Raw genomic sequence first — 15,092 nt, forward strand, 5'->3', positions numbered from 1 at the left:
TTCTCATTAACTACTGTAAATCGGTCGATTTACAGTATTATGTGTAATAATGCCAAAACCAATACTGCTTTATGCAGCTTAAACCCTTGGCACTGCCGATACTGTATAACCCAAACACGGCGAGACTAAATATGTTCAGTGACTTGCAAATTATTTACGAACGCGACCCCGCGGCGCGCAACTGGCTGGAAGTATTATTTTGCTATCCCGGACTGCAAGCACTTTTTTTGCACCGGATAGCAAACTGGCTTTATTCCGCTGGCCTGCCGTTTGTACCCCGCTTGATTTCCCAACAGAGTCGGTTTTTAACAGGTATTGAGATCCACCCAGGTGCGAAAATTGGTAGGGGGGTGTTTATCGACCACGGCATGGGGGTGGTAATTGGCGAAACTGCGATCGTTGGAGATTATGCTGTAATTTATCAAGGAGCGACCATTGGCGGCACGGGCAAAGAAATAGGAAAACGGCATCCAACGCTGGGAGAAAATGTAGTCGTGGGAGCCGGCGCTAAAGTTTTAGGCAATATTCAAATTGGCAATAATGTTCGGATTGGTGCGGGTTCGGTAGTGCTGCGGGATGTCCCTAGCGATTGCACAGTTGTAGGAATTCCCGGTCGCATCATCCCTCGGAAAAAACAGGTGGAAGATGCTCAAAATTCTCAAGACATACCGGATTTGGAAGCTCAAGCGATTCGAGCTTTGTTCGATCGGATTAAGGATTTAGAAGACCAGGTTAATTTTTTAAAATCTCAAGTCTCTCCGCTTAAAGCAACTGAATCTGAGCAAAAAGAAGCCGAGAAGCATAAATTATTTATGTCTTCTAATTTATTCATTACAGACTTTTTAGACGGTGCAGGAATCTAGTAAAGCTTTAATTTATATAGATTTTTGCCAGCAACACTATCCTGCTGCCATTGTGCAAACTAACTTTAGATTCCTTAAATAACTGGCTATGACTATTGCTTCTCTTTCCACTAAAACTTTTGATGAAACGAGCAGACATATATTTTCTCGCCGCTCGCACTTGCCCAACAGAAGCAATGCTCTGTGGCGAATTGAAACTGGAGTAGTGCGAACTGTAACGTGGCTTGAAGATGGCACAATTATCACCTTGGGATTGTGGGGGCCTGGTGATACGATCGGCAAACCGATATCAAAATGCGATCCTTTTCAAATTGAATGCCTCACTAAAGTCGAAGCAATTTTACTATCTGGCGATCGCTGGCTAAATAGAGAGATTTTGCTCAGTCACATTCAGCAGGCTGAAGATTTTATGGTAATGCGAGGTTACAAAAGAGTTGATTTTATGCTCTATCAACTCTTAACTTGGCTGGCTAAGAGGTTTGGTTCCGAGGTAGAGCGAGGACATCTGATCGATATGATTTTAACGCATCAGGACATTGCAGAAATTCTCGGTACAAGTCGCGTAACTGTCACTCGCACCCTCGGTAATTTTGAGCAGCAAGGCTTGATTAATCGTCTGCCGCTCCACCGGATTATTCTGCAACCTTCCGAGGTGTGGCACTACGAAATATAAAAAAAGGATATTAACTGTTAATCTTTTCAACTCCAGATATTTTATAATGTTTCACAAAAAATCATGTAGAGTTTGTGAGGTATTTGTGATTGGCTGTGGAGGGCCGCTAGCTTTTGGCTGCAATGTCGGCGCTTTTTTTAGCGGCATTGCTTGCATCAGTTTGCACGGTTGGCTGTGGATTGCTGCTGATGAAGTGGGTAGTGTTACGGGAGTTAAATTGCGATCGCTCCTCCGACTCCACAATTAAGCCACCATAAAATACTGTTTGCCTATAGACATTAAGTAGTTAATCGTGTAGTCTGTTAAATTAAGCAGAGATCGTTTGCGATCGAGCCTTGAGTGCGAAGCCCAACTGCGGGCAAAAAACTCTCTCAATAGTGCCATTGTTGCCCTTAGCAAAAATTACTGCCATAGCGAAATGTTATAGATGTTCGTGGCAAATATTATTGGATTGCATTTGCACTGCTTGCCAGCGCAGGACATTATGTTTTGCGCTCAATTCACCTGAAACTAAAACAACAATAGGAACTCTCCTTAATGTGGTACGATCGCCTAAAAAATAGAATTTTGTGGTTCTCGGAAAAAAAGACTGGTTCGGCAGGTTTTTCTCTGAAGTCAGCAAATTTCCTTAAATCGTCACTGTTCAAAGTTTTTACTTTCTTTTTTGCAGTAGGTTTAGGCTTGAGCTGGTTAATTCCTCAGCCTGCAATCAGCCAGCCAAAACCAAAAGATGTCGAACTCACCTTAGTTTCCTTTTCTGTTACCAAATCCGCCTACGAAAAGATTGTTCCCGGCTTTGTAGCGAAGTGGAAACGAGAAAACAACCAGAATGTCAGTATCAGCCAAAGCTACGGCGGTTCAGGTTCCCAAACCCGTGCTGTGATTAGCGGTTTGGAAGCCGATGTCGTACACTTAGCCTTAGCTTTTGATACCGATCGCATCCAAGAAGCCGGTCTAATTAAACAGGGTTGGGAACGAGAAGTACCTAATAACGGAATTGTTAGCAAATCAGTTGCAGCATTAGTAATGCGGGCCGGAAATCCCAAAAAAATCCAAGGCTGGGCCGATTTAGCCAAACCGGGTATCAAAGTAATTACTGCTAATCCCAAAACCTCTGGTGTCGCGCGCTGGAACTTCTTAGCTTTGTGGGGTTCGATAAGTCGAAACGGAGGAAACGAACAAGCAGCCCGCACCTTTGTCAGCCAGGTTTACAAAAACGTACCAGTGCTTCCCAAAGATGCCCGCGAAGCATCTGATACCTTCTACAAACAAAACCAAGGCGATGTACTGATCAACTACGAAAACGAAATTCTCTTGGCGAAAACGAAGGGCGAAGCTGAACCTTTCATCATCCCCCAAGTGAATATTTCCATTGACAACCCCGTGGCTGTAGTTGATAAATACGCAGCCAAACACGGAACTACGAAGGTGGCGGAGGCTTTTGTGAAATATCTTTACACGCCGGAAGCTCAGCGAGAATTTGCTAAAGCGGGTTTTCGACCTGTGAACTCGACGGTAGCCGGAGAATTTAGCAGTAAGTTTCCCAGAATTGGCAAACTGTTTACTATCGCCGATGTAGGCGGCTGGAATGCGGTGCAAAAGAAATTCTTTGCTGACAATGCGATATTCGATCAAATTGAGAATGCTCTGGGCCGGAGATAATCTGGAGCGAAATTGCGTTAATTAAATTTAATCCTCGACTGGTCAATAAGTTCAAAAGCAAGTGCGACGATCGCCCTTGCTTTTCTCTTTCTCCTGATTTCTTTCTTCTCACTGCCAACAGATGCGATATCTCGCACCTGTTGACGGCCCCCAAGTAGGTGAGTATGAATAAACTTAACGATGACACAGCATATATCCGCCTACCTACTTAGCAGTTACTTCAAGGTGGGGGTATTGCCTGTAAAATAGTTGCTCCCTGCAACATTTGAGACTTTCGGGCTCTACCCGCTTCTGGGTGTTCCCAAGACGGTGCAAATGGCGGAACCAAGAAGGGGCAAGCTTTCCACCCACCCTGTACCGCCACGCCGAGCATCTGGCAGTTTCCGCCCCTGTGCCCGTGCTGCTCGTAATATCGACAGTGCCGACAGCTTAAACCTACATTTACGTTGCTCACGGGATTTCTCCAACCGTTTTTGTAATAAAAAGATACTAACACCTGTACACCTACCGGAATTGTGTACTATGATATAATGTACAATTTAAATTCGATCGCCAGTGGGGAATGTGGAACTATCTTCTAGAGTAGAATATGCCCTGTTAGCGCTCTTGGAACTGGCGAGCCACCACCCGAAGGATTCGCCCCTAACAGTGAACGAACTTACTGCTTCTCAAGAGATACCGGAACGCTATCTAGACCAAATTCTTGCCGTGCTGCGGCGTGCAAGTATCGTCCAGAGTTTGCGGGGCGCTAAAGGCGGTTATTTGCTGGCAAAAGAGCCTTGGCAGATTACTTTGCTAGAGGTGTTTTCGACACTCGAAGGCGACGGCAGCAGCCAGACTCAAAAAGTTTCGGAATCTGTAACAATAGAAAAAACTGCGGTGCTAGAAATCTGGCAGGAAGCTCAACAGGCATCTTGGGCTGTTTTGGGCAAATACACATTACAAGATTTGTGCGAACAGCGGGATGTTCGCAAACAAGCACATCCCATGTACTACATTTAAGGGGAGAGAAATTAAACCATGAGAATTGCTAAGGATGTTACAGGAATAATTGGCAGAACTCCATTAGTTCAGCTCAATAAAATTCCCCAAGCCGAAGGAGTAGTTGCTCAAATTGTGGCAAAATTGGAAGGGATGAATCCGGCTGCTTCGGTGAAAGATCGGATTGCGGCAAGCATGATTCAGGCGGCAGAAGATGCGGGGTTAATTCAACCGGGGAAAACTATTTTAGTTGAACCGACTTCAGGAAATACTGGAATTGCTTTGGCAATGATCGCGGCGGCGAAAGGCTACAGTCTGATTTTAACTATGCCGGATACGATGAGTTTAGAGCGCCGATCGATGCTGAAAGCTTACGGAGCTCAGTTGGAATTAACTCCGGGACATGAAGGGATGTTAAGCGCGATCGCCCGTGCGGAAGAAATTGTAGAAGAAACCCCCGACGCTTTCATGCTGCAACAGTTTCGCAACCCCGCTAATCCGAAAATTCACCGGGCAACCACGGCCGAAGAAATTTGGGAAGATACAGAGGGTAAAGTAGATTTTTTAGTTGCTGGAGTTGGCACCGGCGGTACGATTACTGGAGTTGCTGAGGTAATTAAACAGCGGAAACCGAGTTTTAAGGCGATCGCAGTTGAACCAGCCACCAGCGCCGTGCTTTCTGGAGGTAAATCTGGTGCTCACAAAATTCAAGGAATTGGTGCAGGATTCATCCCGGAAGTGTTGAAACCAGAGTTAATTGATGAGGTGATTGCAGTTAGCGACGCAGATGCGATCGCCTACAGTCGCCGACTAGCCAGAGAAGAAGGATTGTTGTCAGGAATCTCAGCAGGCGCGGCTTTGTTTGCCGCAATTCAAGTCGGCAAGCGTCCCGAAAATGCTGGGAAATTGATAGTTTTTGTGCAGCCTTCTTATGGCGAACGCTACCTCAGTACAGTCTTGTTCAAAGACTTAGAATTGCCGACAGTCAGCGAACTCGAAGCATTAGTCAGCAATTATTAATACGTAGTAGGGCATTGGTGACAACTTAACGTCAAACCGACCGTCTCTCTTATTGTATCGAAGTCTAGATCCCCCCTCACTCCCCTTAATAAAGGGGGGACAAAATTATTCTCAAAGTCCCCCTTCTTAAGGGGGATTTAGGGGGATCTAGACTCGGCGATAAACAAGATATACAAAGGTTTTTATGGGATTGTTGACACCAATGGGCTGGGTACTATCCCTACTTTTCAGACTTGATACAACTTCCAACTAGCCATCGCCAACATTCCGTAAATCACAAACTTTAGCGGGCGTTGAGGCATAATTTGGCAGAATTTAGCCCCTACCAAAACTCCCGGCACCGAACCCAACCAAATTGGCAAAACTAAACTCCAGTTTACTGTTCCGAGGCTGAGGTGTCCCACAGACGTAAACATCAACAAAATTGCCGCCTGGGAAATATCTGTACCCACCAATTTAGAAGTATCCAAGCGGAAAACAGCAATCAGCAACAGTGCAAACATCGAACCGGAAGACACGCTAGTGATTCCCACTATGCAGCCTAAAATTGCTGCCGCACTCACAGTACAAATACGGCCATAATTAGTATTTAAGTCCCATTCTGGGGTCGCAGGCAATTTAAAATTAGGGAAAAATGTTTTGAGAACTAATTGGGTCAGCGATAAAGCGACAATTAGTGCGATCGCTACTCCGAGAACGCGCAGCAATATGCTGTCTAAATTCTGATTTCCGCTGGATTTGATGCAGTGTAAAATCCACACCCCAGTCAGCGAACCGGGCACGCTGCCCAAAGCCAGCCACTTAACTACTTGCAAGTCGAGGGTTTTTTGCTGCCAGTGTTTGAAGCCGCCAACAACTTTCATCAGTGTAGCAGCTACGACATCCGAACTAATAGCAATTGATGCCGGAACCTGGAAAACAAAAATTAACATTGGGGTGATGAGCGACGCTCCGCCAACTCCGGTCAAACCAACGATAATGCCAACAAAAAAGCTGAGAAAGGATAGTAATAAGTAGTTCACGGTTATGCCCAAAAATTGTGTATTTAAGCGCTGCCAACCAACAAATAGATAACTTGGGCGGCTCCTGCCACACAGCAACACAGGCAAAATCTTACTCGCATTTCAATATTTGTTACCAGAACTTTTGCTCTTCAACGCTTATTTTTTTTTCGTTTTTAGCTACAATATTCTAGGTTAAACTCAGTAAATGCAATTAAACAAACCTACAAAAAATGTAGTGTAAAAGCTCCCTGATTTTATTATATTTACCTGTGTAACTGATTAAAAACCCTCGATTAATTGATGGGTTTATGTTCTGCCTTTTACCTTAAAGTGACTATCGTCATAGGTAAAACAGAGCTGAGGTTAACCGATTCTTTGCCGGCAAAGAAATCGGGAGTATCGAGAACATTAAAATGAATCAATGCCACAACGACAATTGTGAAGACGGTTGAGGAAACTAAACCCGTCAATAACTCTTTTTTGAGGTTTTTTTCCTTGGGTTTGTCTGCAAAAACATCTACAGCCCCGAATTGCATCAACAGAATTCCAGCAATATTGGAAAGCCAGTAGCCGACAATTGTGCCAGGAAACAGTAAATCTGGGGAAAGCCCACTACAGATATACCCAAAGGCGTAGGCAATTGGCAGATTGAAAAATATGTCGTTCCACCAACACAGCGGTGATAGCAAATATCCAATTGCCAGAAGCAACCCGCCTCGGATTTTTTTAAACCTGACTTCCTTAAAGCCCTTAGCTTCTGGCAACTGTTGGGTCAGTTGTCCTGCAAGCTGGTACTCTTCAATGACTTTTTTAGCGTTTTCCACGTTAATAGCTCATTACTCGATCGACTTACCGTAGTTTAGCATTCCAACAGAGCTATGTCTAGTAAGTCAATCAAGTTACCGTATTTTAGGAGCGATCGGCTACATCTACTTTGTTCCGGGTACAAAAATATCTATCCGGGAGAAATTGTTGAGAATGCTGGCTGGTGGGAGTTTAGGCGCCCATCGAGAAATTGAAAGCTTCAGGCAAATGCTTGACAGTTTGCCAAAGATATGCAGTATCGATGCCCCAGTAAAATTGCAGGTAAACGAGCAAAAGCCCGATCGCGACTGTCACGCCCAGCAATTTAGGGAATATTTTCGCGACACTCTCGAGCACTGCGAATGCTGCCCAGATAGCAGCAGCTAAGATGATAATGGAAGCGATCGTGGCAATTGTATCGCTGTTCATGGTTAACTCCTGTTGACAATCAATCGGGTATTACAGAACTACTTGGGCTGACGGCGGCTACAAAGATAAAATAAATTACTCCAATCCCCAATAAGCCGACAGCCGAACTGAAGAGGAATATCAACCAATCTGAGGGTTCGTAGGTATCCTCCTCAATTTGGCGGCGAACGATAAAGTATTTTCCAGTTGAGATTAAGACTGTCGCCAAACCTATGAGAGAGAAGATTAAACCTAACTTCCACCCCATCACCTGGCGGTACTGCACGGGCAGTTGCCCGACGCGAAGTCGGACGATGATGACGCCAAAAGCCATGAGTGCAACCGCGACCCGCATCCACGATAAAAAGGTGCGTTCGTTTGCCGATCGATCGATCGCCCGCGACAGATTTTGCTGCGTTTGTTTCTCATCATCTACTTGCATCGGTTTGAACGATAATTGCACGCGCTCCAACTCTTTAAGATTAATATAAAACCAGCGCCATTATTCTGGTGCCATCAAACCTTCTAAGCTAGAAGGAATGGTGAAAATATAATAAATTACCCCAGTCCCTAGGATGGCGATCGCGAGGCTGAAAAGAATTACCCAGCGATCCGTAGGTTCATAAGTATCGTAATCGATATCGTGGCGAACGCCGAAGTAGTGCTTAGTTGATAAGAGCACTGTCAGCAAACCCACTATTGAAAAAAGCAAACCCAACTTCCAACCATTGCCGGGAGTTGGCAGCAGAGGGGGATGGAAGGCGCGAAGGCGCACGATAACTACGCCAAAACCCATCAGCGATATTGCTGTCCGCATCCATGCTAAATAAGTGCGCTCGTTTGCCAAGTGATCCCGCACCCGCGACGGATTTGGTCGCTTAATCTTTTCTGTATTTACTTTCGTGGATTTCCAATTTAATAGCATAGAGCAACCTTTTAATATTAACTCCAAATATGAAGGTAAACCGATATATTTTCGCTGGGACGATTATCCGCCGGGGATCGATCCCCGGCGGTTCTTGCGTTGCAACGGGCTTTACACAGCCGATCGCATTACAACTTCACCAAAACTAATCATTTTCCTCAGTAGGTGCGTTGGGAAGTTGCGTATCTATGTACGCCTGAGTCACGTCAGGAACAAACCAATTCGCATCCCCTGGCTGGAAAACTTTAGCAGTAGGAACGTTGAATTCTACAGCCCCCGTATCGGGATTAGCTCTCGCTACAAGTTGAGTTCCGTCAACTATCTTAACAGCTAGACCGCCAGTCAATTGTTCTGAATCTTGATCGGTCGTTCTTAAATCGGTTGCATTGACATCGCTGGGTAGAAAAATCCCATCGCAATCCCATTTATATTCAGTTGTTTGGCCGTCAGCTAGAAAATACAGGGCATTCTCGTAAGAAGAGTCCGCTGCTTTTTTGCCTTTCGGGCCGTAGACAGCCAGGGTTTTCCCTGTCTCGTTGCGGCACTGACCCCAAGGTTTTCCCGTTTCTAAAGTGTATTTTTGAAACTCCAATTGAGAGATTTTTTTGTGGAGTTCCTTAGGGGTATAATCCTGGGCGCTATCCGGTGAGTCTTTCGCAGCCTTGAGAGTGTTCAGAGCTTCAGTCAGAGCTTCACTCACCTCTATGTAGTCGGGATTGCTCGCATATCTCGGCGTTTTTGGAGCGTCGGCCCAGGAGGGAGGAACGAATACTAAATTGGCGACCATTACCAAGAGCACTAAAACAAATTTGAACATTTTCACAATTTTTCTCCTTTTCTAGATTGTCAGGTTTTTTCCAACTTTCTGTTTGCTTGCTATTTTCGGACTTAGGCAAAAACGATATCTCTTTAAATGGTTTGCCTGAGAAGCCAAATTTGGCAGAATCGAAAAATCAGGTTTTTTAGCATTATACCTATTGTCAAAGTCGAGCTGGGTGGGGTAGTGGCAAAGTGTTCGGGCGATATTCTAGGGATTCATCCTCAAGTTTTTAGCTTTGTTAGATTCACCACTACAGGATTTCTTGAGACAATAGGTATATTGTTGCCTAAGTCTGGTTATTGGCTAGCTCAAAAGATGGTTTGCACTTTAGTGAAGACTAGAGCCTAAATTCGTTTGAAGCTGCTTTTAGTTTAGTCAATCACTTCATTATTAACTTAGCATATTTCTTGAGATATTTCAAGCGAATTAGCGCAATTTTTAAGCAAACAATTGTTAAGGTAAAAATGATGAGTTGGGAGTTATGAATTATGGCAAATTATCTACCTATAGAGGGATGCAAATAGCTGCACTTGGGCTGATTATTAGTTAGATTGAAATTGCGGGAGCAGGCGATAAGTACCGCTTTCAATCAGAATAAATATTCCCAAACCAATCAAAACAAAAGGAACAACAACCTTGGTATAGCGAGTCAAAATACGGGCGATCGCCCTTTGGCGAGTTAATCGGTAAGCGGCATAAGACCAAACACCTACCATCACCGAGAAAACCGCCAAAATCACCACCAACCTCGGCAAATCGCTGCTAGCAAACAGCGGCAAATAAATACCGATGTTGTCACCCCCGTTGGCTATAGTAACAGCAGCCACATTCAAAGTTTGGGGGTTGAAAAGATTTGCTATTTTTGACACAGGTGAATTAGATTTCCGGTTAAATTCGCCCGATACCGCTTGTACGTCATTTTCCTCATTTTCTTTCTTGACTAAGTGACTGATGCCGATCGCGATCGGAACCAAACCCAGCAAGCCAATCCAAGCTTTCGGCACAATTAAACCGCCAAAAAAACCGGGCAAACTAGCAGCGATGAGTGCTGCAAATCCGAGGTACTTACCGACAAAGATATGCCGGGGGCGGAAAGTATCATTTACCTGGGCGAAGAACAGCATGGAAAGCACCATATCGTCGATATTGGTTGCGGCAAAAGATGTAATCCCGGCAATAATCGCTGCTGCAATCCAATTCATGTGCTATCCCTTCAATATTTCTAAACTTCAGTTTCCCTGGCGTTACTTCTGCTCATAGTTATCAAACAGAAACAGCAACCAACTAAAGATATTATACTTAAAGTTGGGCTTGCCAGAGTGCCGCTTTTGACCAGAATCGCCATTCCCAATCCGATCAAAACAAAAGGCACAAGCTGATTGCCGTAACGAGTCAAAGTATCCGCGATCGCCTGCATCTGAATTAACCGATAAGCAGCGTAGCACCAAACGCCAACCATCGCGAAGAATACAGCGAGAATCACCGCCAAACTTTCTAAAGTATTGCTAGCAAAAAGCGGCACATATATCCCGATATTGTCGCCCCCATTTGCCACCGTCACCGCTGCTACGCTGTAAGTTTCAGGAGACAGGAAACTGCTAAAAAAAGATTTCTCAGATTGCTCTAATTCTGCCTCAACTTCCGAATCGTCGGTTTCTGGATTCAGCAAGCGGCTAAGCCCGATCGCAATTGGCAGCAAACCCAGCATTCCGAGCCAATCTGGCGGAAAGATTAAGCGGCCAAAAAAGCTGGGAAGGCTAACAAACACCAGTGCAGTAAAACCCAGATACTGACCGAAGACGATATGCCTGTGCCGAAATACTGCATTCACCTGCGAGAAAAACAGCAGCAAAATCAGAATATCGTCAAGATTCGTAGCCGTAAAAGCCGTCATACCCGTAGAAATTGCTGTTAGTAATTCATTCATTTCTGTGTCTCCTCAGATTTTTTATTTCGTTGTACTCGCTGGGATCGTATCTTAGGAACAGGCTCTCCGGCCCGTTCCACACAAATTAAATTTTATTGTGGCCAGTTGCTCCGACGCTGCCCTTGAAATGCCGATCGACAATCCTGCCATATCTCAGTAAAAACCCCGTTGCTAAAAACTCTTCGTTCTGACTGCGAACTGGTAACTGCTAATCAAAAACGATCGCTGTCAAAGGGAACGGCTTTCAATCGAACACCACCATAAATTGCATTTTCTTCCTCGAACTTGGCATGAATTGCGTCAATACCCTGCTGCATCGATCCCGTCAGTCCAGGAGAACGCAGCCGCTGCCAGAAAAACCATCCGCAAGTAGCCACCAAGTACATCAAGAACAAGTAAGGAAAGGCATCGTAAGGAGCTTCTGGAGGTGGGAACATAGTGCTGCCGGGAATGCCCACGCTGCCCGCAATCGGAATCATCATAAATGCGATCGCCACAGCCGAGAACGCTACATCTCGCACGCGCAATTTACCAATTTTGTGCAGGTAAACCGGGGCTGCGATCGAAATTAAGACGTACACGGTTAAAAATCCGTAGCTGCAAATTGCCCCCAAATAACCCATACAATCGAACAGTTTGATGTTAAACATAGACATCACAGCCGGCACCAAAAATGTCAGAAATGTACACATCGTTACTGCAACGTGGGGAGTTCTATTAGATGAATGCGCTACACCTAATGAAGAGTGAAACAAACCGTGCCGCGCCATCATAAAAAACACTCTCGCCGCTGGATTGATGCTGCCAAGCACGCAAGCAAAAAAGCTAAATAAAGCGCCTAAAGCCACTAACTCTCCCAACCAGCCCATGCCCACTTGTTGCGCTAGAAAAGTCAGAGGTTCTTCACTATTAGTAATAGAAACTCCAGTACCGCTAAAACCCAAAACCTCAATATAGGTCATCAGAATGAAGAATAAGCCTGCCATGACAGCACTGCCCATGACAGCCCTGGGGATATTTTTTAAGGGTTTTTTCGCTTCGTCGCCCAGAGATGTAGCACTTTCAAAACCTGAGAAACCAAACATGACTAATACAAGTCCCGTCGCTATGTTGCCGGGAGTTACGCCTTCCAAAGTTAATTGGGACATATCCAGGGCAAAACCTTTGTGCGCCCAGATGATAATTCCTAAAAGTGCGATCGCGGCCACTGATGCCCCCTCCAGCCACAGCATCGCCATAGCTGAGAGTTGGATATCTTTATAACCTGCATACCAAGCAACGCCCGCCCCGATCGCTAACAGCGTAATCGGTGACGGATGGATGCCTAAATGACCGATGAAAGTACCCGTAAAGTTGGCAAAACCACACAAAACGGCCATCGCAGTAAATAGATAAGCCAGTACCAAACTCCAGCCGCAAATTACGCCGGCAGTCGGGCCTAGTCCTTTAACAATATAAGAATAAAGAGAACCTGCAGAAGCCGATCGACTCGCAAATTGGTTGATATTGATACTGACAAATACTAGGCCGATCAAGCCGATCGCAAAACTCAGCCAAGCCCCGTTACCCGAAAGAGCGACGATTAAACCTATATTAGATGCTGGTATAGTTGTAGGTGCAATGACGGCAAAGGATTGAGCTAAAACCTCACCGAAGGAGAGGCAGTCCGGCTTTAAGCCGTGGGTACTGTGATTTTTTTGCGTTTTCTTGGTCATTTATCTTCTCTATTTTTGTCGATCGACTTTTGGCGATCGGCTTCAACTTGTCGGTTCTGCTTCGGCGTCGGGCCGAGCGTTCAGACGCTTGAGTCTAACTGTAAGACCCTTCAGCGGTAAAATCAAATGTTGTTTTTTATCGAATTCATAAATGCAAGTGATGCAGTGCCGCGGCAAAAGAACTGTTGGAAGACGATACCTATCGGTCGCCACAAGCTCAAACCCTTGACGTTAAAAGGAAAATTTAAATAGCGGCTGGCAACCGTACTTTTTTGGTAATTCCAGCCTGTACCAGAGACTCGATCCAAAAGTTCAGGTCAAAGTTTAGCCGCCAGAGATTTTAATCTCAAAAAATAACTGTATTTAGTAAAAGGGTACTCAGCATGGCCGGAATGACACTTGACCAACTGCGAGTTTTTCTAGCTGTCGCGGAACACCTGCACTTCAGCCGCGCGGCGGAGGAACTTTACATCACTCAACCCGCTGTCAGTGCGGCAATCCAAAGCTTAGAGGCGCAATATGGAGTAAAACTATTTCACCGCATCGGTCGCCACATCGAAATCACGGAAGCCGGGAAGTTGCTGCAAGTTGAAACGCAGAAAATTCTCGACCAAGTTGCTTTGACTGAGAGAGGTTTGCGGGAGTTGAACGACTTGCAGCGAGGCGATTTAAAATTGGGTTGCAGTCTGACCATTGGCAATTATTGGTTGCCTGATAAAATTAGCACGTTCAAACAGAAATATCCTGGTATTTGCGTGAATTGTACTCTGGCAAATGCCGAAGAAATTTGTGCGGGGACGGCGACGGGAACATTTGATTTGGGTTTAGTGACGGGAGACATCAAAGCTTCGCTTAAGAACACTCTGGAGGAAGAAGTTATAGGCAGCGAACGCTTGCTGATTGTTGTTGGCAAATCTCACCCTTGGTTTGAACGTGCAGAGGTGAGTTTAACGGAAATTGCGCAAACGGATTGGGTGATGCGAGAAGCTGGTTCTGGAGTTCAGCAAATGTTGGAACAAGCTTTGCAAAGTTGGGGCATTAATCCCAATGAATTGAATGTAACTTTAGTTTTGAACAGCAGTGAAATGGTAAAAGCAGTGGTGGAAAGTGGCACAGGTGCAGCGGCTATTCCTGAATTGATGGTAAAAAAAGAATTGCAGCTATCTACACTGCGATCGATAAAAATTATAGATAACCAACCAAGTTCTAATGTATGTTTTGAAATAATTAAACCAGTTTTAAAACTGAAGCACCGACAGCGTTTTCAAACTGGAATTACTAAAGCTTTTGAACAGATATTAAGTCAAGATGCTGATAATTGGTAATTCAGGACTTACGCAGGAATACTCAAGAAAGCGGGTTTTTTACCGACATAAAAAGCTAAACGCCGTGTATTTTCGTAAAGAAACCCGGTTTCTGGCCACCAGTGCGTCCAGGATTATAATTATCTCTCAACCAATTTCCTCAAGTCCAATAAATTTTTACCTCCATCACCAACAATCAGCGGCAATTTCCCATTCCATTTTTCTATAGCCTGCCTTTCCAAAAATTCCGGAGTCAAATTGTCCCGCAGCAACCTTTGCACTTCGGCTTCTCCCTTGGCTAAATTCACCTTAGCCTCGGCTTCTTTTACTGCCTTCAGCGCTAAAAACTCCCCTCTTTTTGCCTCCTGTTCGGCAATTTGTTTCGCCTCCACCGCATCGCTAAACCGCTCAGAAAAATGAACGTGTACTAAAGAAATATCGTCAACGGCAATATGATATGTAACCAGTCTCAAGGTCAAATAATCATCAACTGCGGCTTTAACTTCTCCCCGTTTAGTAATAATTTCTTCAGCCGTGTATTTTGCCATAACTGCTTTTAATACTTCTTCAACTGCCGGATCTATAATGCGAGCAACCACTTCTTTTTCGTCACCTATTTGTTGAAAAATAGCATTAGCTTCTTCTGGGATAATGTGCCAGTTCAGCGCTACATCCGTGAAAACATCTTGCAAATCTTTTGAGGAAGCTTCAGCGGAACTTTCCTGTTTTTGCACCCTGACGCTCAACTTTTTTACAGTATAAACTATGGGGACTATTACGTGAATTCCTTCTCCGAGTACCTGTTCTTCCACTTTACCAAACTGCATCATCACGCCCCGTTCTCCAGCGTTGACAATGACAAAAAATTTGGACATAATAGCTAAAAACACTATCACTAGAGCTAGTAGAACTGCTATGTAAAATTCCTTATTTTTTTTATTGCTGGATTTGAGTGAGTTAACGTTACTGCTGGATTCTGCCACCAT

18 protein-coding genes are annotated in these 15,092 nt (G+C 44.7%); 7 read left to right on the forward strand and 11 right to left on the reverse strand.

Going from position 1 to position 15,092, the window contains the following annotated elements; all coding sequences use genetic code 11:
• Window positions 1-131 precede the first annotated feature (131 nt).
• The 4 genes from cysE (at window position 132) to QUA78_RS12725 (ending at window position 3,198) form a co-directional block, all read left to right on the forward strand.
• Window positions 132-863 (forward strand): serine O-acetyltransferase, encoded by a 732-nt coding sequence (cysE, locus tag QUA78_RS12710; RefSeq protein WP_445302365.1) that lies wholly within the window; start codon window positions 132-134, stop codon window positions 861-863.
• Between the two features lie 88 nt (window positions 864-951).
• Window positions 952-1,536: a Crp/Fnr family transcriptional regulator gene (locus tag QUA78_RS12715; protein ID WP_333302423.1), complete on the forward strand. Its 585-nt coding sequence runs from the start codon at window positions 952-954 to the stop codon at window positions 1,534-1,536.
• Window positions 1,537-1,582: 46 nt separating this feature from the next.
• Window positions 1,583-1,783: a YeeE/YedE thiosulfate transporter family protein gene (locus QUA78_RS12720; protein ID WP_333398835.1), complete on the forward strand. Its 201-nt coding sequence runs from the start codon at window positions 1,583-1,585 to the stop codon at window positions 1,781-1,783.
• A gap of 290 nt (window positions 1,784-2,073) precedes the next feature.
• Window positions 2,074-3,198: a sulfate ABC transporter substrate-binding protein gene (locus tag QUA78_RS12725; protein WP_333302426.1), complete on the forward strand. Its 1,125-nt coding sequence runs from the start codon at window positions 2,074-2,076 to the stop codon at window positions 3,196-3,198.
• 220 nt (window positions 3,199-3,418) lie between these two features.
• Here the strand turns inward: QUA78_RS12725 and QUA78_RS12730 are convergent, their stop codons facing one another.
• On the reverse strand, window positions 3,419-3,652 hold the full coding sequence (locus tag QUA78_RS12730; RefSeq protein WP_333302427.1) for a hypothetical protein: 234 nt from the start codon (window positions 3,650-3,652) through the stop codon (window positions 3,419-3,421).
• Between the two features lie 110 nt (window positions 3,653-3,762).
• On the opposite strand from QUA78_RS12730, the gene QUA78_RS12735 reads away from it, so the two are divergent.
• Together QUA78_RS12735 and cysK are read left to right on the forward strand one after the other, a co-directional pair.
• On the forward strand, window positions 3,763-4,200 hold the full coding sequence (locus tag QUA78_RS12735) for an RrF2 family transcriptional regulator (protein WP_333188866.1): 438 nt from the start codon (window positions 3,763-3,765) through the stop codon (window positions 4,198-4,200).
• Window positions 4,201-4,218: 18 nt separating this feature from the next.
• Window positions 4,219-5,199, forward strand: coding sequence for a cysteine synthase A (gene cysK / locus QUA78_RS12740; RefSeq protein ID WP_333302429.1), 981 nt, complete (start codon window positions 4,219-4,221; stop codon window positions 5,197-5,199).
• A gap of 227 nt (window positions 5,200-5,426) precedes the next feature.
• Here the strand turns inward: cysK and QUA78_RS12745 are convergent, their stop codons facing one another.
• The 9 genes from QUA78_RS12745 to QUA78_RS12785 form a co-directional block, all read right to left on the reverse strand.
• On the reverse strand, window positions 5,427-6,221 hold the full coding sequence (locus tag QUA78_RS12745; RefSeq protein WP_333302431.1) for a sulfite exporter TauE/SafE family protein: 795 nt from the start codon (window positions 6,219-6,221) through the stop codon (window positions 5,427-5,429).
• A 302-nt stretch (window positions 6,222-6,523) separates the two neighbouring features.
• Complete coding sequence (locus QUA78_RS12750) at window positions 6,524-7,027, reverse strand: hypothetical protein (protein WP_333302432.1); 504 nt, start codon at window positions 7,025-7,027, stop codon at window positions 6,524-6,526.
• Between the two features lie 172 nt (window positions 7,028-7,199).
• Window positions 7,200-7,436, reverse strand: coding sequence for a hypothetical protein (locus QUA78_RS12755; protein WP_333302433.1), 237 nt, complete (start codon window positions 7,434-7,436; stop codon window positions 7,200-7,202).
• Between the two features lie 19 nt (window positions 7,437-7,455).
• Window positions 7,456-7,878 (reverse strand): DUF202 domain-containing protein, encoded by a 423-nt coding sequence (locus tag QUA78_RS12760; RefSeq protein WP_333398837.1) that lies wholly within the window; start codon window positions 7,876-7,878, stop codon window positions 7,456-7,458.
• Window positions 7,879-7,917: 39 nt separating this feature from the next.
• Entirely contained in the window at window positions 7,918-8,340 is a 423-nt protein-coding gene (locus QUA78_RS12765) for a DUF202 domain-containing protein (protein ID WP_333302436.1), read from the reverse strand.
• A 145-nt stretch (window positions 8,341-8,485) separates the two neighbouring features.
• Window positions 8,486-9,157 (reverse strand): hypothetical protein, encoded by a 672-nt coding sequence (locus tag QUA78_RS12770; protein WP_333302459.1) that lies wholly within the window; start codon window positions 9,155-9,157, stop codon window positions 8,486-8,488.
• Window positions 9,158-9,702: 545 nt separating this feature from the next.
• Window positions 9,703-10,362, reverse strand: a complete 660-nt coding sequence (locus QUA78_RS12775; RefSeq protein ID WP_333302438.1) for a cadmium resistance transporter — start codon at window positions 10,360-10,362, stop codon at window positions 9,703-9,705.
• A 20-nt stretch (window positions 10,363-10,382) separates the two neighbouring features.
• Entirely contained in the window at window positions 10,383-11,087 is a 705-nt protein-coding gene (locus QUA78_RS12780) for a cadmium resistance transporter (protein WP_333302440.1), read from the reverse strand.
• A gap of 212 nt (window positions 11,088-11,299) precedes the next feature.
• Window positions 11,300-12,802 carry an APC family permease gene (locus QUA78_RS12785; RefSeq protein WP_333302442.1) on the reverse strand — a complete coding sequence of 501 codons (1,503 nt, stop codon included), beginning with the start codon at window positions 12,800-12,802 and terminating at the stop codon, window positions 11,300-11,302.
• 392 nt (window positions 12,803-13,194) lie between these two features.
• Here QUA78_RS12785 and QUA78_RS12790 point away from each other — a divergent pair, with 392 nt between their 5' ends.
• A complete protein-coding gene (locus QUA78_RS12790) occupies window positions 13,195-14,127 on the forward strand; it encodes a LysR family transcriptional regulator (protein ID WP_333302443.1) in 933 nt (310 codons plus the stop codon).
• 119 nt (window positions 14,128-14,246) lie between these two features.
• On the opposite strand, the gene QUA78_RS12795 is transcribed toward QUA78_RS12790, so the two are convergent.
• Complete coding sequence (locus QUA78_RS12795; RefSeq protein WP_445302364.1) at window positions 14,247-15,092, reverse strand: prohibitin family protein; 846 nt, start codon at window positions 15,090-15,092, stop codon at window positions 14,247-14,249.

Origin of the sequence: Microcoleus sp. K4-B3, from assembly GCF_036704615.1 — a bacterium.
Taxonomy (GTDB): Bacteria; Cyanobacteriota; Cyanobacteriia; order Cyanobacteriales; family Microcoleaceae; genus Microcoleus.

Coding starts and splice junctions, on each gene's coding strand:
- QUA78_RS12715 (WP_333302423.1), top strand. CDS start 952: ATGACTATTGCTTCTCTTTCCACTAAAACTTTTGATGAAACGAGCAGA.
- QUA78_RS12755 (WP_333302433.1), bottom strand. CDS start 7,436: ATGAACAGCGATACAATTGCCACGATCGCTTCCATTATCATCTTAGCT.
- cysE (WP_445302365.1), top strand. CDS start 132: ATGTTCAGTGACTTGCAAATTATTTACGAACGCGACCCCGCGGCGCGC.
- QUA78_RS12725 (WP_333302426.1), top strand. CDS start 2,074: ATGTGGTACGATCGCCTAAAAAATAGAATTTTGTGGTTCTCGGAAAAA.
- QUA78_RS12795 (WP_445302364.1), bottom strand. CDS start 15,092: ATGGTGGCAGAATCCAGCAGTAACGTTAACTCACTCAAATCCAGCAAT.
- QUA78_RS12785 (WP_333302442.1), bottom strand. CDS start 12,802: ATGACCAAGAAAACGCAAAAAAATCACAGTACCCACGGCTTAAAGCCG.
- cysK (WP_333302429.1), top strand. CDS start 4,219: ATGAGAATTGCTAAGGATGTTACAGGAATAATTGGCAGAACTCCATTA.
- QUA78_RS12790 (WP_333302443.1), top strand. CDS start 13,195: ATGACACTTGACCAACTGCGAGTTTTTCTAGCTGTCGCGGAACACCTG.
- QUA78_RS12780 (WP_333302440.1), bottom strand. CDS start 11,087: ATGAATGAATTACTAACAGCAATTTCTACGGGTATGACGGCTTTTACG.
- QUA78_RS12770 (WP_333302459.1), bottom strand. CDS start 9,157: ATGTTCAAATTTGTTTTAGTGCTCTTGGTAATGGTCGCCAATTTAGTA.
- QUA78_RS12775 (WP_333302438.1), bottom strand. CDS start 10,362: ATGAATTGGATTGCAGCAGCGATTATTGCCGGGATTACATCTTTTGCC.
- QUA78_RS12720 (WP_333398835.1), top strand. CDS start 1,583: ATGTTTCACAAAAAATCATGTAGAGTTTGTGAGGTATTTGTGATTGGC.
- QUA78_RS12765 (WP_333302436.1), bottom strand. CDS start 8,340: ATGCTATTAAATTGGAAATCCACGAAAGTAAATACAGAAAAGATTAAG.